At 71.5% G+C, this 19707-nt stretch carries 14 protein-coding genes and 2 pseudogenes; 7 read left to right on the plus strand and 9 right to left on the minus strand.

The window, feature by feature from the left end; translation table 11 throughout:
- A pseudogene (locus SSOG_RS37990) lies at positions 1 to 681 on the minus strand (anti-sigma factor RsbA family regulatory protein); the annotation flags it as partial.
- A 232-nt stretch (positions 682 to 913) separates the two neighbouring features.
- On the opposite strand from SSOG_RS37990, the gene SSOG_RS37995 reads away from it, so the two are divergent.
- On the plus strand, positions 914 to 1420 hold the full coding sequence (locus SSOG_RS37995) for a MarR family winged helix-turn-helix transcriptional regulator (protein ID WP_009719619.1): 507 nt from the start codon (positions 914 to 916) through the stop codon (positions 1418 to 1420).
- A gap of 41 nt (positions 1421 to 1461) precedes the next feature.
- Here SSOG_RS37995 and SSOG_RS38000 read toward each other — a convergent pair whose 3' ends face one another.
- The gene (locus SSOG_RS38000; protein ID WP_050800397.1) at positions 1462 to 2715 is read right to left on the minus strand and encodes a PP2C family protein-serine/threonine phosphatase; all 1254 of its coding nucleotides are present in this window, start codon (positions 2713 to 2715) and stop codon (positions 1462 to 1464) included.
- 341 nt (positions 2716 to 3056) lie between these two features.
- Here SSOG_RS38000 and SSOG_RS38005 point away from each other — a divergent pair, with 341 nt between their 5' ends.
- From SSOG_RS38005 to SSOG_RS38010, 3 genes are all read left to right on the plus strand, one after another.
- On the plus strand, positions 3057 to 6971 hold the full coding sequence (locus SSOG_RS38005; protein WP_009719621.1) for a HAMP domain-containing protein: 3915 nt from the start codon (positions 3057 to 3059) through the stop codon (positions 6969 to 6971).
- Between the two features lie 61 nt (positions 6972 to 7032).
- A complete protein-coding gene (locus tag SSOG_RS58670; protein WP_009719622.1) occupies positions 7033 to 7326 on the plus strand; it encodes a response regulator in 294 nt (97 codons plus the stop codon).
- On the plus strand, positions 7323 to 9647 hold the full coding sequence (locus SSOG_RS38010) for a SpoIIE family protein phosphatase (protein ID WP_009719623.1): 2325 nt from the start codon (positions 7323 to 7325) through the stop codon (positions 9645 to 9647). Before SSOG_RS58670 ends, SSOG_RS38010 begins: the two co-directional genes overlap by 4 nt.
- A gap of 16 nt (positions 9648 to 9663) precedes the next feature.
- On the opposite strand, the gene SSOG_RS38015 is transcribed toward SSOG_RS38010, so the two are convergent.
- Entirely contained in the window at positions 9664 to 10530 is an 867-nt protein-coding gene (locus tag SSOG_RS38015) for a helix-turn-helix transcriptional regulator (protein WP_009719624.1), read from the minus strand.
- A 114-nt stretch (positions 10531 to 10644) separates the two neighbouring features.
- On the opposite strand from SSOG_RS38015, the gene SSOG_RS38020 reads away from it, so the two are divergent.
- Together SSOG_RS38020 and SSOG_RS38025 are read left to right on the plus strand one after the other, a co-directional pair.
- On the plus strand, positions 10645 to 11343 hold the full coding sequence (locus SSOG_RS38020) for an SDR family NAD(P)-dependent oxidoreductase (RefSeq protein ID WP_009719625.1): 699 nt from the start codon (positions 10645 to 10647) through the stop codon (positions 11341 to 11343).
- A gap of 55 nt (positions 11344 to 11398) precedes the next feature.
- A complete protein-coding gene (locus SSOG_RS38025; protein ID WP_039939668.1) occupies positions 11399 to 12343 on the plus strand; it encodes an NADP-dependent oxidoreductase in 945 nt (314 codons plus the stop codon).
- Between the two features lie 27 nt (positions 12344 to 12370).
- Here the strand turns inward: SSOG_RS38025 and SSOG_RS38030 are convergent, their stop codons facing one another.
- Positions 12371 to 13267 carry a LysR family transcriptional regulator gene (locus SSOG_RS38030; RefSeq protein WP_039939669.1) on the minus strand — a complete coding sequence of 299 codons (897 nt, stop codon included), beginning with the start codon at positions 13265 to 13267 and terminating at the stop codon, positions 12371 to 12373.
- Between the two features lie 95 nt (positions 13268 to 13362).
- On the opposite strand from SSOG_RS38030, the gene SSOG_RS47790 reads away from it, so the two are divergent.
- On the plus strand, positions 13363 to 14712 hold the full coding sequence (locus SSOG_RS47790) for a nuclear transport factor 2 family protein (RefSeq protein WP_078510501.1): 1350 nt from the start codon (positions 13363 to 13365) through the stop codon (positions 14710 to 14712).
- Here SSOG_RS47790 and SSOG_RS47795 read toward each other — a convergent pair.
- From SSOG_RS47795 to SSOG_RS38055, 5 genes and pseudogenes are all read right to left on the minus strand, one after another.
- Positions 14641 to 16065, minus strand: a pseudogene (locus SSOG_RS47795) (peptide MFS transporter); the annotation flags it as partial. The gene SSOG_RS47790 and the pseudogene SSOG_RS47795 sit on opposite strands and share 72 nt — an antisense overlap.
- A complete protein-coding gene (locus SSOG_RS49645; RefSeq protein WP_154686027.1) occupies positions 16062 to 16490 on the minus strand; it encodes an FAD-binding oxidoreductase/lyase in 429 nt (142 codons plus the stop codon). The pseudogene SSOG_RS47795 and the gene SSOG_RS49645, both read right to left, overlap by 4 nt.
- A gap of 90 nt (positions 16491 to 16580) precedes the next feature.
- A complete protein-coding gene (locus SSOG_RS49650) occupies positions 16581 to 17519 on the minus strand; it encodes an NAD(P)/FAD-dependent oxidoreductase (protein WP_009719630.1) in 939 nt (312 codons plus the stop codon).
- 49 nt (positions 17520 to 17568) lie between these two features.
- A complete protein-coding gene (locus SSOG_RS38050; protein ID WP_009719631.1) occupies positions 17569 to 18141 on the minus strand; it encodes an XRE family transcriptional regulator in 573 nt (190 codons plus the stop codon).
- A 67-nt stretch (positions 18142 to 18208) separates the two neighbouring features.
- Entirely contained in the window at positions 18209 to 19555 is a 1347-nt protein-coding gene (locus tag SSOG_RS38055; RefSeq protein ID WP_009719632.1) for a glycoside hydrolase family protein, read from the minus strand.
- Positions 19556 to 19707: the final 152 nt, after the last annotated feature.

Below are 19707 nucleotides of genomic sequence, written 5' to 3' on the forward strand. Positions count from 1 at the left end.
GGCGACCGCCAGGGCCAGATCGCCCAGCCGCTGCCCGGTGAGGCCGAGCCGCCCACCGGCGGCGACCGCGAACTCGCGGGCGAGGGGCAGAAGGTCCGCGTCGAAGGAGAAGGCGGCAGCTCCGGCGGGCGGGGGAAGCGGCGCATTGTACGCCGCGATGGCGCGCTCGGGGGCATAGCCGTGGCTCGGGCGCTACCGGCCGTCCTCGATGACCACGGGATGGGTCAGCCACGCGTCGGCGAGCGCGTCGGTGTCCAGCCCGCCGGTGTCGTACGGACACAGGATGGTGACCGCGCGGCCGGTGAAGGCCAGGTTGATCAGCGCCTCGTGCTGGACACATGGCCCGTACTCGGCCGCGGTGCGACCGGCCCAGACGGGTTCGCCGATGATCCGTACCCGGCCGCCGGGATGCCGGTCGGCGAAGTCCCGCAGGACCGTGGGGATGATCCGCCCGGGGTTGCGCCCGGCCTCGGCCATGTCGAGGAACCGTACGCGCTCACCGTCCCGCCCCAGCGCCGTCCGCAGGAGCCGGAGGTTGGCACCGGGCACGGCCACCGCGACCGGCTCGGCGGCGCGCAGCCCGTCGAGCACGAAGGGCAGGGTGCCGGCCAGATAGTCCTCGTCGTCCCGGTAGAAGAGGGCCGGGTGCACGAAGGGGTCGGCGACGGCTTCGGTGCTCACCACGGCGTCACCCCGATCGCGGAAGGGCAGGGCCCGGACCCGGACCGGTCGGCCTCGGGCGAACCGCCGGGGGAGTGGGCGGAGGCCCGCACCACCCTACCCAAGGGGTGTCCGGGGCGGCCGTATGGCGGTCCGAGGGGGGCGGGCAGCGGACCGGGGATAAGGTTGCGGCGGGAGCAAGGCGCAGGGTCGGCACCAAGGCGCCGAAGACGCTGATTCGGAGTGCACTGTTATGGGCGTGAATCCGGCACCCTCTCACCGCCGGTCCCGCGAGGCTGCTCAGATGGCGTCCGAGGTGATCGAGTTGCTCGAGGTGCTGTGGGAGCGGGGGCGGGACGCCGTCTCCTCGTCCCCGGTGTCGGCGTCACAGCTACGGGTGCTGTACAGCCTGGACCGTGAGGAGGGCATCAACCTCCGCACGCTGGGGGAGCTGCTGGGTTCGGCGCCCTCGTCCGTGAGCCGTTTGTGTGACCGGTTGCAGGCCCTCGGATTCGTGGAGCGCGCGCCCAGCCCGGTCAGCCGCCGGGAGCTCGAATTGCGGCTGACCAGTCACGGCAAGGCGTACCTGCTCGAATTGCGGGCCCGCCGGGAGGAAGCCCTGCTGGCCGCCATCGCCGCGATGACCCCGACCGCCCGCAAGGCGCTGCTGGAAGGGCTGACGGGGTTTCAGGAGGCCGTGGAGAAGACGGCGTCGGGCCACGAGCGGGAGGCCGCGGACGGAGCGGTCCGCTTCGCCTGAGCCTGCCGCCCGGCGCACCCGGCGTGGGCACGAGTGCCTGCTCATCTGATGCGCCACAGTCCGCCCCCGTCTGTCTTCGGCTGCTGCCCCTGAGCGGGTCCCCTCCGCTCCTTCCGCCCGTACCAGTCGAGGCAGACCACCAGGGCGTCGTCGTCGAGCGGGCTCTCGGGGCGGAAGCCGGCCAGCTGATGCAGGACCGCCTGGGGCACCTGGGTCGGCGGCAGCAGCCGGGTGTTGCCCAGGGCGCGGGTCAGCGCCCGCTCCCCGTAGCTCTCGCCGGACGGGGACAGCGCTTCGTACACTCCGTCGCTCCCGAACAGGAGACGGTCGCCGGGGCGGGCGGTGAAGTGCTCGGCGACATAGACGGTGTCCTCGAACATCCCGAGCGGCAGCTGGGCGTCGAACCGCACGGCTTCCACCGCGCCCTCCCGCTGGCGCCACATCCGCGGCGATCCCGCGTCCACGACCGCCACGTCCCCGGTCGCGAGGTCGAATTGGAGCAGCAGCGCCGATACGGAGGATGCTCCCCGGTAGTGGGCGTAGACGGCCTGGTCGGCCAGGCTGGCCTGATCGCACAGGCCGAGGCCCGCGCGCCGCGCGTTGCGCAGGGCGTTGACGGCGAGGTTGGTGAGCAGCGACGCCTCGATGCCCTCGCCCATGCCGTTGGTGATGGTGAGCGTCAGATGGTCGGCGGAGGCCGACCAGTCGAAGTTGTCGCCGAAGATCGCGTATGCCGGTTCCAGATGCGCCCCGAGCGAGAACTCCGGACGGGAACAGGAGTGGCCGGGCAGTAACTGCCACTGCATCTCGGCGGCCAGGGTCAGCCGGGTGGCGCGCCGGGCCAGGAGGTAGAGGTCCGTGTCCCGCTGGGCGACGAGGATCTCCCGGCCGAGGGCCGCGCAGACCGCTTGGAGGTGGGGTATCCGGGTCCGGGCGTCGTGCTCGCCCGGCAGCCGTACGGACAGCACCCCCAGTCGGTCGCCGCGGATGGTCATCGGAAGGTGTACGGTCACCGCGTCCTGCCGGGCGTGCCGGGTGACGCAGGGTTCCTGTGACCCGAAGGCGCGGCCCTGGGGGCTGCCCTGGATGGGCACCGGCTCCATGTCGCGGGTCTCCGGGCCGCCGCCGCGGGTCTCCGGGTTCACGGACTGGAGCGACCGCATGCCGTAGTCCACCATGCGAAGCTCGACCTGTTCGGCGCCGTACTGCTCCGCCAGGGCGGCCGTGACGACATCGAGCAGGGCGTGCGGTGCGGCTGTGTGCAGCGCCTGCTCGACCGTAGAAATCTTGTCCACATCGTCCTGCTTCTCGAATGCGCCGGGGCAGCGGCGGCCGCGGGACGGCGCGGTCCGCCACGCCGACATGCGATGACCGGTGCGCGGGCACCGCGACAGAGGCCGCGGCGATGCCCGTGATCACCACGAGCGCATTCTATGCACCACGAGGACAATAATTGTCGTACGACAATTGTCGTCGTCAGCCTTTGGGTGGGCGGCTCGTCCCTCAATAGTTGCCGGACGGCAAATGTGGCAGTATGACGCCCCGGAGCGTCTGATCACTCCCGGGCCGAAGGCCCGCCGACTCCTCGACCAGGGGCGCTCGGTGGGCGGGACCGCTACTCGAGGGGCGGAGAACCATGGTGGCGAGTTCCGGCGCGGGGCAGCGCCCGGCGGCGCGCACGGCCAAGGGGCGTGGTGTCGGCACGGTCGCGGAGCCGGAGTTACGGCAGTTACTGGCCGGCCTCACGGCGGTCAGGGACGGCGACTTCGGCACCCATCTGCCGACCGACCGGGACGGCCTCCTGGGGGAGATCGCCACGGTCTTCAACGGCATGGTCGACCAACTGTCGCTGTTCACCTCCGAGGTGACCCGGGTGGCCCGGGAAGTGGGCACCGAGGGCCGTCTCGGCGGACAGGCCGCGGTGCCCGGGGTGGACGGCACCTGGAAGGACCTCACCGACTCGGTCAACGCCATGGCCGGCAACCTGACCACGCAGGTGCGCGACATCGCCCAGGTCGCCACGGCGGTGGCCAAGGGTGATCTCTCGCAGAAGATCACGGTCGTGGCCCGGGGCGAGATCCACGAGTTGAAGAACACCATCAACACGATGGTGGACGAGCTGTCCTCGTTCGCGGCCGAGGTGACGCGGGTGGCCCGCGAGGTCGGCACCGAAGAAAAAAAGGGCGGCCAGGCCCAGGTGCCGGGCGTCGGCGGCACCTGGCGCGACCTGACCGACTCGGTCAACTCCATGGCCGGCAACCTCACCGCCCAGGTGCGGTCGATCGCGCGCGTGGCCACTGCGGTGGCTCAGGGCGATCTCACGCGCAAGATCGAGGTCGATGCGCGGGGCGAGATCCTGGAGCTGAAGACCACGATCAACACGATGGTGGATCAGCTCTCGTCGTTCGCCGCCGAGGTCACGCGCGTGGCCCGCGACGTCGGGACCGAGGGCCGCCTCGGCGGTCAGGCCGATGTGCAGGGTGTCTCGGGCACCTGGAAGGACCTCACCGAGTCGGTCAATGTGATGGGCGACAACCTCACCGCCCAGGTGCGGTCCATCGCCGAGGTCACCACCGCCGTGGCGCGGGGCGATCTGTCGCAGAAGATCCGGGTGGACGCGCGGGGCGAGATCCTGGAGCTGAAGACCACCATCAACACGATGGTCGATCAGCTGTCGGCCTTCGCCGACGAGGTGACCCGGGTGGCCCGCGAGGTCGGCACCGAGGGCAATCTCGGCGGCCAGGCCACCGTTCGCGGCGTCTCGGGTACGTGGAAGGACCTCACCGACAACGTCAACGTCATGGCCTCCAACCTCACCAGCCAGGTGCGGTCCATCGCCCAGGTGGCGACGGCGGTGGCCCGCGGCGATCTGTCACAGAAGATCATCGTCGAGGCCAAGGGCGAGGTGGCCGCGCTCGCCGGTGTCATCAACACCATGGTGACCACCCTTTCGGCGTTCGCCGACGAGGTGACGCGCGTGGCCCGTGAGGTCGGCACCGAGGGGATCCTCGGTGGTCAGGCGCAGGTGCCCCATGTGGCGGGCACCTGGAAGGACTTGACCGACAACGTCAACTCCATGGCGAACAACCTGACCAATCAGGTCCGTAACATCGCCCAGGTCACCACCGCGGTGGCCCAGGGCGATCTCACGCGCAAGATCGACGTGGACGCGCGGGGCGAGATCCTGGAGCTGAAGACCACCATCAACACGATGGTGGACCAGCTGTCCTCGTTCGCCGCCGAAGTCACACGCGTGGCCCGCGAGGTGGGCAGCGAAGGGCGGCTGGGCGGTCAGGCCGAGGTCGAGGGCGTCTCGGGCACCTGGAAGCGGCTGACCGAGAACGTCAACGAGCTGGCCGGGAACCTGACCCGTCAGGTCCGGGCCATCGCCGAGGTCACCAGCGCGGTGGCCGAGGGCGATCTGACGCGCTCCATCACGGTGGACGCCTCCGGCGAGGTCGCCGAGCTCAAGGACAACATCAACGCCATGGTGGAGTCCCTGCGCGAGACCACCCGGACCAACCAGGAGCAGGACTGGCTCAAGACCAACCTCGCCCTCATCTCCGGGCTGATGCAGGGCCAGCGCGATCTGAGGGTGGTCGCCGACCTGGTCATGGACCGGCTGACCCCGCTGGTCGGCGCCCAGTACGGTGGCTTCTACCTCGCCCACGACGCCCCGGACGGGGTGGAACTGCGGCTGCTCGGCTCCTACGGACTGCCCGTCGCGGACGCCGAGGACCGGCCGGTGCGGTTCCGGCTCGGCGAATCGCTCGTCGGGCAGGCGGCCCGCAGCCGCCGCACCATCGCCATCGAGCAGCTTCCGCCCGGCTACGTCACCGTCTCCTCGGGACTCGGCGCGGCCGAGGCGTCCAGCCTCCTCGTCCTGCCCATCGTGGTCGAGGAGCAGATCCTCGGCGTCATCGAGGTGGCCTCGGTCAGCCGGTTCACCCAGGTCCACCGGGACTTCCTCGATCAGCTCATGGAGACCATCGGGGTCAACGTCAACACCATCGTGGCCAACGCCAGGACCGATGAGCTGCTGGAGGAGTCCCAGCGGCTGACCGCCGAACTCCGGGCGCGCTCCCAGGAGTTGCAGGTGCGTCAGGACGAACTCCAGAACTCCAACGCCGAACTGGAGGACAAGGCCGCCCTGCTGGCCGCGCAGAACCGCGACATCGAGACCAAGACCCGGGAGATCGAGCAGGCGCGCCAGGAGCTGGAGGAACGGGCCCGGCAGCTCACGCTGGCCTCCAAGTACAAGTCGGAGTTCCTGGCCAATATGAGCCATGAGCTGCGCACTCCGCTCAACAGCCTGCTGATCCTCGCCCAGCTCCTGGCGCAGAACCCGGCCCGGAACCTCACCCCCAAGCAGGTGGAGTACGCGGGCGTCATCCACTCGGCGGGATCCGATCTGCTCCAGCTGATCGACGACATCCTGGATCTGTCCAAGGTCGAGGCCGGGAAGATGGACGTCGAGCCCGAGCGGGTGCCGCTTCAGCGGCTGCTCGACTACGTGGAAGCCACCTTCCGGCCGATGACGGCGCAAAAGGGCCTCGACTTCCGCATCAGCGTCTCGCCCGCCGTCCCCGCCGAACTGGTCACGGACGACTCCCGGTTGCGCCAGGTGCTGCGTAATCTGCTCTCCAACGCGGTCAAGTTCACCGAATCCGGCGCCGTGGAGCTGCGCATCGCGCCCGCCGCGGAATCCGATCTGCCCCGGGAGGTCCGCGGACAGGGGCCCGCCCTCGCGTTCCGGGTGGTGGACACCGGAATAGGCATCGCCGAGCAGCAGCTCGAAGCCATCTTCGCCGCGTTCCAGCAAGCGGACGGCACCACGAGCCGCAAGTACGGCGGCACAGGGCTTGGCCTGTCCATCAGCCGGGAGATCGCCCATCTGCTGGGCGGGGCGGTGCACGCCGCCAGCACCCTGGGCGAGGGCAGCACGTTCACCTTCTATCTGCCCGTCGGCAGGTTCTCCCTCCCCGGCCAGGAAGGGCCCGAGACCTCCCCGGCACTGACCGCCGGTGCCGTGGAGCAGCGTCGGCTGCTCGTGGTCGAGGAGCGGCCGCACGGGCTGCTGTCGCTCCTGGTCGAGAGTGCCGTGGCCGAGCTCGCTGCGGGCGGCAAGGCCACCGGCGGGGTGCGGGTGCGGACGGTGGCCGATCCGTGGGAGGCCGCCGCGGCGCTCACCGGCGAGCCGTACCACTGCGTCGTCCTCGGCCTCGACATGCCCGACGAGGCCGCCCTGCGCTTCCTCGACGAGCTGGACCGCGTCCCGGCCGCCCGGCAGGTGCCGATCCTGGCCCACCACACCCGGCGGCTGGACTCCCCGTGGAACCGTCGGCTGACGGACCGTTTCCAGGGCGAGGGGTGGGAGCTGCTGTCGAGCCTCGACGAGCTGCGTGAGCGCGTCGTCCTGCATCTGTCGGCCGACCGGCCGGCCGACGTCCTGCCCCTGGTGCCGTCCGTCGGCTCCGTGGCGGACGTCCCCGTGGCGGTGCCCGTGAACGCGGGCGCGGACGGCGACCTGGCCGGGCGGGGGGGGTGCTGATCGTGGACGACGACACCCGTAATGTCTATGCGCTCACCGGGCATCCTGGAGCTGTACCGGCATGCACGTCCTGCACGCCGAGAACGGGCGCAAGGGGCTGGAGATGCTGTCCCGCCACGACATGGTCGAGCTGCTGCTGATGGACATCATGATGCCCGAGATGGACGACTACACCGCCACCGCGGCGATCAGGGCCATGCCCGAGTACGCCGATCTGCCGATCATCGCGGTGACCGCCAAGGCCATGGCGGGCGACCGGGAACAGACGCTGGCCGCCGGGGCCAACGACTACATCACCAAGCCGCTGGACGCCGATGAGCTCGTGGCCTGCGTGCGCCGCTGGCTGAACCGGTGAGCGGGCGCGAACGGCGTCTGAACGCGCTGGCGGCCACGGTCGAGCGGCTGCGCGGCGAGCTCACCGCGGCACAGGAGGCCGCGGACGCGCGCACCCTGATCGGCATCGCCACCGGCATCCTGGTCGAACGCGGCCATGGCGGCCCGACGCGGGCCGCCCGCCACCTGGAGGAGCTGGCCGAGGCCGCCGGGCTGCCGCTGGTGGAGCTGGCCGCCGACGTGGTCGACGGGGCGGCCGGGGACACGGTCGCCCTGGCCCTGTCCGGTGCGCCGCGGGGGCCCGGCGGCGGACACCACAGCCCTCCGGACGTCCTGCGGGTGCGGGCGGCCGAGGCCGGTTCGCTCACCGACGACCCCCAGTCGGTGGTGGACACGCTGGTCGAGCAGGTGCTCGCTCCCCTCGGGGTGAGCGCGGTGGCGCTGTGGTCCGTGGTGTCCGGCGATGCGCTGGCCCTCGCCGGACACGCGGGCTTTCCGCGCGGCGAGGCCGAGCGGTGGCGGTTCGTCCCGCCGGGCCTGCGGGTGCTCGCCCAGCGCGCCGTGACCGAACGGCGGGCGCACTGGTTCGCGGCGCTGCCCGCCGACGCGGCGGCCATCGGAAGGCGCCACGGCACCGACGGCGCCCGTGCCGTACTCCCGGCCGAGCTGGGCGGCCGGACCCTCGGTGTGCTCGAGGTGTGCTGGGCCCATCCGCGGCCCCCGCTGTCCGCCCCGGTCAGCCGCCAGCTGGACGCACTGGCCGAGCTGTGCGCCCACGCCCTGCCCGGTACGGAGGAGACGGCGGCCGGTACCACCGCGGACCCGGCGCTCCCGGGCGGTCCCGCGATGGACCTCGCCGACGGCCTGCTCGACCCGGCGCTGATCCTGCGCCCGGTGCTCGATGACAACGGCCATGTGGCCGACTTCTCCATCGCCTACGCCAACGAGCGCTTCGCCGATCCGGCGGGCCGCCCGCGCGCCATGATCACGGGTATGCGGCTGCTGGCGGCGTACCCCCTCATGGCCTGCGACGGCGGTCTGGACGACCACGTGTTGCGGGTCCACGCGACGGGCGAGCCGTTCCGCGCGGAGCGGCTCGCCCTGCGCGTCCTGGTCGACGATGTGTCCCTGACCGGGCTCCTCACGGTGGGCATCGGGCGCTACGGGGACGCGGTGCTGCTGAGCTGGCGGCTGGAGGACGAGGCGGCACGGCTGTCCGCCCTGCTCGAACACGTCCAGCGGCTCGGCCGGATCGGCGGCTTCCAGGAGGACGCGGTCAGCGGCGAGATCCTGTGGAACAGAGATCTGTTCTCGCTCTTCGGCCTCCCGCCCAGCGCGTCCCCCGTGCCGGTGGAGCGGCTGTACAGCCATGCGCATCCCGACGACTCCGTGGCCATCGGCCGTTTCCTGCGCACCCTGCTGCACCACCGGCACTCCGCCTCGACCGTGTTCCGGCTCCAGCGGGCCGACGGAGCCGTACGGCATATCCGCGTCGTCGCCGAGCCGGTGACCGATCCGGCCGGGCATCTGCTCGCGGTGCGCGGGGCCTACCAGGACTTCTCCAGCCAGCACTGGACGGAGGTGGCGCTCTCGGCCACGCGGGACCGGCTCGCCGACACCGAGCAGCACGCCGCGGAACGCAACCGGCTGGCCCTCCAGTTGCAGCGGGCCATCATGCCCTCGTCCCACGCCCCGGTCGCCATCGCGGGACTGCACGTGGCGGTGCGCTACCGCCCGGCCGAGGAAGGACACCTGGTGGGCGGTGACTGGTACGACGCCGTCGTCCTGCCCCACAAGAAGGTGCTGCTGGCGGTCGGCGATGTGGCCGGACACGGCATCGAGGCGGCGACGGGCATGGTGGTCCTGCGCAACGCGCTGCGCGGTCTCGCCACGACCGGGGCGGGCCCCGCCCAGCTGCTGGGCTGGCTGAACACGGTGACCCACCATCTCACCGAACAGGTCACGGCCACGGTGGTCTGCGGCGTCTACGATCCGCAGACCCGCGTGCTGGACTGGGCGCGGGCCGGCCACCCGCCACCGGTCCTGATCCACGAGGGCACCGCCGCCGCCCTGCCGCTGCCCGGCGGCATCCTGCTGGGCGCGGTCGCCGAGGCGGAGTACGAGGAGAGGCGGCTCGGCCTGGTGCCCGGCGACCGGTTGCTGATGTACACCGACGGGCTGATCGAACGCCGCGACCGGTCCGTGGAGAAGGCGCTCGAACAGCTCCTGGCCACCGTCGGCGCCGCCACCCCGGAACTCGGCGAGCACCTCGACGTCCTGCTGACGCACGCGCGCTCCGACACCGACGACGACACCTGTCTCATCGGCATCGACGTGTGCTGAAGCGACGCCGTCGGGGTCAGGTGTGCGCCGTGGCCGGTGGGTCGGCGATGGCCGTGAGCCGGAACTTGGTCTCGTCCTCACTGCCGGGCACGGCGGTCATGATGACGATCTTGAGTTCGGAATCGCCGTCGGTCAGGACGTCGCAGTCCACCGTGACCGGACCCACCGACGGATGGTCGATGGTCTTGTGGTCCTCGCGGTGCGCGGCCACCTCTCCGATCGCCCACAGCTCGGCGAACCTCCGGTTGCCCGCGTTCAGGTCGCGGATCAGGGCGGCCAAGCGGTCGTCCCGGGGGAAGCGGCCGGTGGCGCGGCGCAGGTCGGAGACGACGGCGGCGTCGGTGGCGGCGCGGTCCGCCTCGGTCACCGGCCACAGCGCGAGGCGGGCGGGGCCGGCGTCCACCGGGAACCTGTCCCGCGCGAAGTTGCGCAGCCGCGGCGGCGAGGCGGCGGGGTCGCCCAGCAGGGCGGCCCACCCACGGTTCCACCACACCAGGTGCCAGTCCGCCGCGAACACGGCGACCGCCACGTCCCCGAGGCGGGCGAGTACCCGTTGCACACCGGGCGGGAGGTGGTCGGAGATCGTGCCGTCCGCCGGTGGCATGAGCTGGGCCAGCCGGTACAGGTGGTCCCGTTCGGCGGTGGACAGCTGAAGGGCTCGCGCGAGGGACGCCACCACCGACGCCGAGGGTGTCGTGGCCCGCCCCTGTTCCAGGCGCACGACGTAGTCGACCGACACCCCGGCCAGGTCGGCCAGCTCCTCGCGTCGCAGCCCGGCAGCCCGGCGCCCGCGGGCCACCGGCAGTCCGGCGGCCGATGGCGGCAGCCGGTCCCGCCACGTGCGGATCATCCCGCCCAGCGCGGTTCCGGGTGTCGCCGACATGCACTCCATCCTCCCGCATCTCCGGTCCTGTGGGTGGGCGCGAGGGTGGTACGGGTCTTCCTACCGTCGAAGCGTCCCTGGTCCGCCTCCCCGGTCGGGAGCAGCATCGAACGTATGACGATCACCTTCATCACCGGAGCCAACAAGGGTCTCGGCCGCGAGACCGCCCGTCGCCTGATCGAGTGCGGCCACACCGTGCTCGTCGGAACGCGCGACCGCGAGCAGGGCGAGGCGACCGCCACCGCGCTCGGCGCACGCCACGTCCCCATCGACGTGACCGACGACGCGTCCGTGGCCGCCGCGGCCGCGAACGTCGCCGCACACGAGGGCAGGATCGACGTCCTGATCAACAACGCCGGTGTGCACGGCCCCGTCGGCGATCCCGGCGACCTCACCGCCGCCGACGCCCTCGGTGTCCTCGACGTCAACGTCATCGGCGTCATCCGCACCACCACCGCGTTCCTGCCGCTTCTGCGCCGCTCGGACGATCCTGTGATCGTCAACGTCAGCAGCGGCATGGGCTCCCTCGCCCTCACCCACGACCCCGCCCGGCCCGAGTCGCAGGTCGTCGTGCCGCTGTACACCTCCTCGAAGGCGGCGCTGACGATGTTGACCACGCAGTACGCCAAGGGGCTCGAGGACGTCCGCGTCAACGCCGCCGACCCGGGCTACACCGCGACCGACCTCAACGGTCACAGCGGCCCCCAGACCGTCACCGAGGGCACGGACGCGATCGTCGCTCTCGCCACCGAGCCGCCCGGCGCCGGCACCGGACGCTTCGTCTCCCGCCATGGCGAGATCGCCTGGTCCTGACGGGTGGAGTGACCGCACGCGGAATGCCGTGCCACCGCGGCAAGTTGCAGGCGTCATGAAGGCGATAGGTGTCCACAACTTCGGCGGCCCGGAAGCACTACAGGTCCTGGAGCTGCCCGAACCGCAGGCCGGCCCCGGTGAGGTGCGCATCCGTGTGCACGCGGCCGCCGTCAGTCCCACCGATGTCATGCTGCGTACCGGCGGCCACGCCGTCCGCATGCCCGACCGTCGGCCCCCGTTCGTGCCCGGCATGGACGCCGCGGGCGTGATCGACCAGCTCGGGCCCGGGGCCGACGGGCGGCTCGCCGTGGGCCAACGAGTGGTCGCCATGGTGCTGTTCACCAGCTCGCACGGCGGGGCCTACGCCGAGCAGGTCGTGATGCTCGCCGCTACAGTGGTCCCGGCGCCCGAGGGGGCGGACTTCCCCGCGGCGTCCACGCTGCTCATGAACGCCATGACGGCCCGCCTCGCCCTGGACGCGCTGGCCGTGCCGAACGGCGGCACCGTCGCCGTGACCGGTGCGGCCGGTGCCGTCGGCGGGTACGCGGTCGAGCTGGCCAAGGCCGACGGGCTGACCGTGATCGCGGACGCCGCCCGGTACGACACCGAGCTGGTACGAGGCTTCGGCGCCGACCATGCCGTCGACCGCGGCACCGATGTGGCCGCGCGTATCCTCGCGCTGGCCCCCGACGGTGTTCCCGGCCTCGTGGACGGCTCGGTGCAGACCACCGAGACCGTGCCCGCCGTCGCCGACGGCGGGACCCTGGCCGAGCTGCGGGGCTGGTCCGGTCCGGCCGAGCGCGGTATCCGGGTGTGCCCGGTGATGGTGCCGGACGGCATCACCGACACCGAGGGACTGGACACGTTGCGCCGTCAGGCCGAGGACGGCACGTTGACGCTGCGCGTCGCGGAGGTGCTGCCCGCCCACGAGGCGGCCGAGGCCCATCGCATGCTGGAGGCCGGCGGCCTGCGCGGTCGGTTGGTGCTGGACTTCTCCTGAGCACCGCACGTTGACGCCCGAAGCCGATCAACACCCCCGGACCGAGGCGAAGGCCGTGGCGAGCTGGTCGAGCAGGGGCGCCGCGGAGGGGTGGCAGTCGCGGCGTGGTGTGATCGTGTAGATGCCGCGGGTCGGGGGATCGACGAGGGCTGCCGTGGTGACGTCGGCCCGCAGCGCGCATGACAGCACCCCGGGTATCAGCGCGATGGCGTGGCCGGTCGCCACCAGGGCCAGCTTGCCGGGCAGGTCGGCCGCCGTGAGGTCGATGCGGGCGCTGACCCCGGCGCGGGCGGCGTGCTGGCGCAGGAGCGCCGCCGAACCGTCGTTGTCCTCGACCCAGGTCTGGTCGGCCAGCGTCTCCATGGGCACCGGCCCGCGCCCGGCTTGTGCATGGCCGACGGGCAGCGCGACGACCATGTCGTCCAGCCCCAGGAACCGCCGTTCGACCCGCGGGTCATGAGGCAGTCCTGGCGGTGCGTCGGTGACGACGGCGATGTCGAGATCGCCTGCGATCAGGCGGTGGTGCAGTGCTGCGCTCAGGCCCGGCAGCAGGCTCCACCGGAGGGATCCGGCGTGCTCCAGCAGACCCCGGATGGCCACGGGGACGATCCCCGCGGCCAGCGAAGGTGTCGCACCGACGGCCAGCGGACGGTCGCACACCCCGTCACGAACGTCTCGTACGGCGCGTACGGCGCGGTCGGCCTCGTTGAGCGTGGCCAGGGCGTGGCGCCGGAACACCTCGCCCGCGGGCGTCGGACGCACACCACGCGCATGGCGCTCCATCAAGGGAACCCCGAGCTGCCGTTCCAGTCCGGCGATCTGCCGGGAGACGGCCGACTGCGTGTGATGGAGTTCGGCGGCCGCGGCCGACAGCGACCCGACCCGGCACACGGTCACGAAGGTTCGCCACACCGTCAGATCCATGGCGCCAGTATGCCCAGCCGGTATGCGCAACTCGCAGGGTATCCCTGCGAAATCCGCGCTTGTCGCAACCCTCACGGTGCAGCACGCTGGCGCGCATGACCACACCGCACACGATCGCCGTCCTCGGCTTGGGGCGCATGGGCGACGCGATCGCGACACGACTGGCCGCCCAGGACTGGGACGTCGTCGGCTGGACACGCTCAGGGCGTACATCAGGCGCCGTCCAGACGACCGTCGATCCGCACGAGGCCGTGGCGAAAGCCGACCTCGTGCTCCTGGCGTTGTTCGACGGTCCGGCCTGCCGACAGGTCCTCGACGACGTCCGTGGCTCGCTGCGTGCGGACACGATCGTGCTGAACACCAGCACCATCGCCCCTGCCGAAGCGGCGGAGCTGGCCCGGAAATTCGGTCCGTCCTACGTCCACGCGCCCCTGCTCGGCTCCGTACAGGCCGCCACCGGCGGCACCCTGCACATCCTCGCCGCCGCCGACCCCGCCGACCACCACGCGCTCGAACGCGTCCGTCCGGTCCTGGAAACGCTGGGCGTCGTGCGGTACGTGGACGATGCCTCCACCGCCGCCGCACTCAAGCTGATCGCCAACAACAGCCTCGCCGGTGCCGTCCTCGCGCTGCGCGACTCACTGCGGCAGGCCGACGCCCTCGGCCTGCCCCGCGCCCAGGTGCTGGACATCCTCGAACTCGGCCAGCTCGGCGGGCTCGTGACCCGCAAACGCGCCTTCCTCGCCGACCGGTCGGCCACGGCCCCGGCCACGGCCCCGGCCACGGCCCTGGCCACGGCCGAATTCACGATCGGTGCGCTGGCCAAGGACATGGCTCTGCTGGCCGCCGCGTCGAACGCCCCGCTGCGCAGCGCGGCGGGCCTGGCCGACACCCCTGCCGACCCTGAGGCCGACATCGCTGTCGCCGCCACGGCCCCCGCCGTGGAGGACGCCGTACTCGAACCGCTCCGCGCCTATATCCGCGGACATGCCACCGGCGACCCTTCCCACTTCCGCGACGCGTTCCTGCCCACCGCCCACATCGAGGGGGTTCGGGACGGCGCATTCGTCTCGTGGCCGCTGGCCGAGTACTGCGCCCTCTTCCACGGCCGGTCGGCCCCGGACGAAGAGACCCGGTCCCGCCGCATCGACGCCATCGACGTCCACGGCACGGTCGCGACCGCGACCATGACGCTCGTACACGGCGCGGACACGTTCACCGACATCTTCCTGCTGATCCGTGTCGACGACAGCTGGCGCATCGCCAACAAGACCTACCACCGACACGGCTCAGCCCTCCAGCCCGGACCGCAGCAGACGTCCCACCGGACGGCGCGTGGCGAGCAGGACGAGGCCGATGCCAATGCCGCATACGGCGGTGACGGTGAAGTACGAGGCGTTGTCGATCGCGGTGAAGAGCTGCCCCAGCAGGCCCGCGAGGGATGAACCCAGGGCGAGTGTGAGGAAGTTGAGCCCGACCATCTGGGACCGGAACGTCTCGGGCCCGATGCGCGTGGCCAGGGACAGTCCGATCGGGCCGACGAAGACCTCCGAGGAGCCCGCCATCATCATGAACAACAGGACGAGGGCCAAGGGGATGTCGGCCTTCCCGGTGGCCTCGGAGATGATGAGCAGGAACAGATACGCGCAGCCGATCTGGATCAGCCCGATGGCGACCTTGACCACCGGGCCCGGCTGGCGGTCCCCCAGGGTCTTCCACATCCTGGCGATGAGCGGTGTGATGAGGACGGCAGCCAGCGGGCTGACGGTCGTGACCCAGGCGACCGGAAAGGTCCAGTCGCCGATGTGCAGGTCGATGCGTTCGGTGATGAGGACCGAGATCGCCGTGAACTTCTGGAACAGGAAGCCGAAGTACACCCCGGAGGCGAGGAAGAGGGGAAGGTAGCCGAGGATGCGGCGGCGTTCGTCGCGGCTGACCGACGACGACGTGGTCATGGTGAGGAAGTAGACGGCGGCGGCCACCAGCGCGGCGATCGTCACCACGGTGGACAGGTTCTCCGCCCGGAGCAGGCCGAAGGCGACGGCGCCACCGATGGCCGCGAGGGCGGCGAGGGCCGCCAGGGCGACGAGCGGACGGCGGCCCGCGGGGAGGGGGTTGTTGATGGTCCGGGCGCGCTCGGGGAGCTTCTTCATCGAGGCGATGTACTGGACGAGCGCCGCGCCCATGCCGGTCGCCGCCAGGCCGAAGCCGAAGTGGAACCCGACCTCGTTCTGGGCGAGGCCGGTGGTGAGCGGGCCGACCACGGCACCGATGTTGATGGCCATGTAGAAGTACGAGAACCCGGCGTCGCGGTAGCGCTCGTCCTGGTGCTGGTCCAGGACGAAGCCGACGATCGAGGTGATGTTCGTCTTCAGCGCGCCGGTGCCGAGGACGATGCACACCAGGCCGACGCCGAGCCCGGTCAGGCCGGGCGCGAAGGCGAGCACCAGGTGTCCGGCGGTGATGACGACGGCGCCGTACAGCACCATGTTCTGCGGGCTGATCAGCCGGTCGCCCAGCCAGGCGCCGAGGATCTGGGAGAGGTAGACGGCCCCGCCGTAGGCGCCGACGATGCCCGTCGCGACGGCCGGGGCCAGGGCCAGGCCGCCGTCATGGAGCGCGTAGAGCAGGTAGAACGAGAGGATGCCCTGGAGGCCGTAGAAGGAGTAGCGCTCCCACAGTTCGGTGAAGGCCATGCTCACCAAAGAGCGCCGGAAGGAGGGTTCGGGCACCTCGGCCGGTGCCCCGCCGGTCTCACGGTCGACTGTGGTGGTGGTCCGGTGCGGTGTGTTCTTCATTCGCTGAGTCCTGCCAGTCGCGAGCCGAAACGGGCGATGAGGGAGGTGTCCTGGGAGTGGCGGCTCTCCTCCCACCGGTCGGCGAAGCCGAAGAGCCGGTACATGGCGTGGACGCCGATCCAGCGCAGCGGTTCGGGTTCCCAGCGACCGGAGTCGTGGTCGTTCCAGGGCAGCCGGGTCAGCGCGGTGTCCCGCCCGGCCGCCCGGTCCAGCAGGGTCCGTGCGGCGAGCTGGGTGGCGGTCACCCCGTGTCCGGCGAAACCGCGCGCGACCCCGATCCCGGTGGCGGGGTCGAAGGTGATGCCCGCGCACCAGTCGCGGGTCACACCGATGGCGCCCCGCCAGGCGTGCTCGATGGTGAACCGCACGTCGGGGAAGAACAGGTGGAGGCGTTCCCGCAGGGTGCGCACCGTACGGGCGTCCACGCCGCCTTGGCCCGGCGTACCGGAGTTGAAGGCGTACGGCGTGCCGCGGCCACCGATGGCGATGCGGGTCGTCGGCGGTGCGCCTGGGGCCTAAACAAAGGGTGTGGGGCTGCTTCGCCCAGGCATTCCCGGTCCTGCCACCCGATCCGCTCCCCAGACGCTTGCGGGGAGCTGATTGGTCACGACCATCGAGGAGTTGACGGGGATGATGTCACGGCTGCCGAGGCCGCGGGCGTCGCTTTCGACCTGTCCGGAGTACGCCTCCAGGCAGGTCAGGATGGTCCTGGCCCGTACGGTTCCGCGCTCGGTGGTCACGGCGCCGGGCGCGATGCGCGTGGCGCGGGTGCCTTCGAGGATGCGTACGCCCTTGGCCTCCGCCACCGCCGCGAGGCCGTGGACGAGCTTGGCGGGGTCGACCCGCGCGGTGGTGCGGGTGAGCATGCCGCCCAGCGCGGGGCGGATGGCGATCCGCTTCCGGACGGCCTCGGCGTCGAGGAGTTCGATGTCCTCCGCGCGGTAGCCGGCTGCGAGGTCCGCGGCGTGGGTGAGTTCGAGGCGCTTCATCGCGGCCGGAGTGGTGGCCACCCGCAGGTGCCCGCCCCGGTGCTGGTCGGCCTGGATTCCCTCCTCCTCGAGGATGCGGAGGGTGTCGTCGATGGCCCCGTTCATCTCCCGCTGGAAGGAGGCGACGGCGGCGGCTCCGTCCTCGCCCCGCCTGCGCGCGGCCTTGGCGTACACCGCCCGGTTGCCCGGGATGAGCGGGGAGAGCCAGCCGCCGTTGCGCCCGGAGGCGCCGTAGCCGACCTCTTCGGCCTCCAGGACGGTGATCTTCGCGCCGGGGGAGTCCACGGCGGCGAGGTAGGCGGCCCAGAGCCCGGTCAGACCGCCGCCGACGATGACGAGGTCCTGTTCCTCCTCGGGCAGGCCCGTGGCCCCGCGCTGTCGCTGCGACAGGTCGGCGGCCGGCCCGTCCGCGGTACGGGAGGCCGCCATCCAGTGCGATATCTCGCCGTTTCGATACGCGGTCATGAGTGTCTCCAACGGTGGCTGCCCAGCGGTGTTCCGGTGGGACGGAGATTCAGTACGTGGGCGGCGCGATCGCCCACAGCACCCGGGCTTCCTCCGTGCCCGTGACCTCGACGACCCGATGGGGCTCGCTGCTGAGGTAGTGGATCGAGTCGAAGGCGGAGAGCCTGTGGGGCTGCTCGCGGACCCACACCTCCACCTCGCCGGACAACACCAGAAGCAGCTCTTCGGAGCTGCCGTGGGTGTAGGGCTCCACACCGGTCGAGCCCCCCGGCGCGAAGTGGCCGAGGAGCACTTCCAGATGGTCGAAGCCCCCCGGGGTGAGCTTGATCTTCGTGGCGCCCTCGCCGAAGGACATGCCGTGGGTGTCGCGGAACCGCAGGACCGGACTGGCCACGGACCCACCCTGGTCGAAGAGGTCCCCGACGCTGAGCTTGAGCACCTCGCACAGCCGCTGGAGGGTGCGCACGCTCGCGTTGACCTGGTCGCGCTCGACCTGCGAGAGGTGCCCCTCGGTGAGACCGGTCCGGTCGGCCACGTCCTTGAGCGTTAACCGGAGGGCCTTCCTGCGGCGCCGCAGACGGTTACCGACGCCGACCGGGGAGTCCGATTGCCTGTTCGTCATGGGCGGGAACGTAACAAGGCTGCGGCGTGATCACAAGAGATATTGTCCGCATCAAAGTTTTCTTAGATCAGTGCGTCACCGGTCCGGGCCACACCGCGGAGGCGTCGTCGCGCTCGGGATCCGGCAGGCGGACGGGGCGGACGGGGATGGTGCGGGTGAGTCCTTCCGCCACCGCCGTCCAGGGGGCGGGGTGGCCCGAGTAGCACAGGGTGGTCAGGATGAAGACGCCGTCGGCGTAGACCTCGACGTACTCGCCGACGGTGAGGATCCGCAGGGTGGTGGCGGGTTCGGTCAGGACGGTCTCGCCCAGCGGTACGCCTGCGGGGCCGGTGATCCAGAGGTTCTTGCCGTCGCAGCCGACGACCAGGGCGGGGCCGTCCTCGCCGGTGCGCAGGGTGATCTCCACGCGCCCGGAGACATCGACATCACCGACCGCGTGCGGCGCCGGGTCCTTCGTCTCCGCCAGCAGCCAGGCGTCGAGGCCGGGCCACCACTCCAGGCAGGGTGCCGAACCTTCCCGTATGACAAGGGACTTGGGCTGGGCCAGCATGCCGCGGCAGCGTTCGCCGGAGTCGGTGAGGCCGACCCGGCGGGGGGTGGTGTGCAGGACGACGCGGGAGCCGTCGGGGGCGGCGATGACGCGCGGGGCGTACGAGCCGGTCGGGCCGAGCGGACCACGGCGGGTCCACGGCCCCCGCAGCCGGGGCGCGGTCCACGCCTCGAACCCGCGGGTCGCGCCGATCGAGCCGATCAGCAGCCAGCTTCCGTCGTCGAGCCGTTCGAGGACCGGGCACTCCAACTCGTCCACGTCACCGGGTGAGATGAGCGGCGGGTGGACGGTCCAGTGCTCCAGATCGTCCGACGTCGCCCAGGCGACACAGCCGCTGACCTCGACGGGCAGGGAGGCGTCGGCGGCGCAGACGACCATCACCCAGCCGTCCGACGCGTCGTCGCGTACGACGAACGGGTCGCGCCAGCCCATGCGTTCACCGGTGCGGTACCAGCGGGCGTCCGCCTCGACGACCGGCCCGGTGCCGTGGCGGCGCCAGCCGGTGCCGTCGGTGCGGTCGGAGTACGCGAGACCGACGGACTGGAGCGGCCAGCCGCCTTCCGTCAGCCCGCTCACGCCCGTGTAGAACATCGCCATTCCGCCACCGGGGCCGTGCCGGACGGGGTGCATGGTCCACACCGCCTGCTGGTCGAAGCGTCCGGGCAGCCCGTTGCCGAAGGCGGTGCCCTCGGGCCGCCAGCCGACCAGGTCGGCGGAGGTGGCCCGGCCGTACGAGGTCTCCATCCTCAGGTGGTCGAACTCGCTCGTCCACGGGCCCTGGAGGTGCAGCACCGCGTAGGTGCCGTCGTCGTCGCGGAGTAGGGCGAAGTCGTTCACGCAGAGGCCGGGCGGGGCGTATCGCATGCACAATTCCTGTCGGCTCGCAGCGCTCAAACGCGTGCGCTGACCATGGATCTCAAAGGTCTCGCTTAAGAATCGGCCCAAGTAAAACTCAACGCAAACGCTTGCGCAACAGCGAGGTCGGGCTTACGGTCTCGTCACCCCCAGATCACACC

The organism is Streptomyces himastatinicus ATCC 53653, assembly GCF_000158915.1.
Lineage (GTDB): Bacteria > Actinomycetota > Actinomycetes > Streptomycetales > Streptomycetaceae > Streptomyces > Streptomyces himastatinicus.

Coding starts and splice junctions, on each gene's coding strand:
- SSOG_RS38050 (WP_009719631.1), bottom strand. CDS start 18,141: ATGACGAACAGGCAATCGGACTCCCCGGTCGGCGTCGGTAACCGTCTG.
- SSOG_RS49650 (WP_009719630.1), bottom strand. CDS start 17,519: ATGACCGCGTATCGAAACGGCGAGATATCGCACTGGATGGCGGCCTCC.
- SSOG_RS37995 (WP_009719619.1), top strand. CDS start 914: ATGGGCGTGAATCCGGCACCCTCTCACCGCCGGTCCCGCGAGGCTGCT.
- SSOG_RS38025 (WP_039939668.1), top strand. CDS start 11,399: ATGAAGGCGATAGGTGTCCACAACTTCGGCGGCCCGGAAGCACTACAG.
- SSOG_RS38020 (WP_009719625.1), top strand. CDS start 10,645: ATGACGATCACCTTCATCACCGGAGCCAACAAGGGTCTCGGCCGCGAG.
- SSOG_RS38015 (WP_009719624.1), bottom strand. CDS start 10,530: ATGTCGGCGACACCCGGAACCGCGCTGGGCGGGATGATCCGCACGTGG.
- SSOG_RS38005 (WP_009719621.1), top strand. CDS start 3,057: ATGGTGGCGAGTTCCGGCGCGGGGCAGCGCCCGGCGGCGCGCACGGCC.
- SSOG_RS58670 (WP_009719622.1), top strand. CDS start 7,033: ATGCACGTCCTGCACGCCGAGAACGGGCGCAAGGGGCTGGAGATGCTG.
- SSOG_RS38030 (WP_039939669.1), bottom strand. CDS start 13,267: ATGGATCTGACGGTGTGGCGAACCTTCGTGACCGTGTGCCGGGTCGGG.
- SSOG_RS47790 (WP_078510501.1), top strand. CDS start 13,363: ATGACCACACCGCACACGATCGCCGTCCTCGGCTTGGGGCGCATGGGC.
- SSOG_RS38055 (WP_009719632.1), bottom strand. CDS start 19,555: ATGCGATACGCCCCGCCCGGCCTCTGCGTGAACGACTTCGCCCTACTC.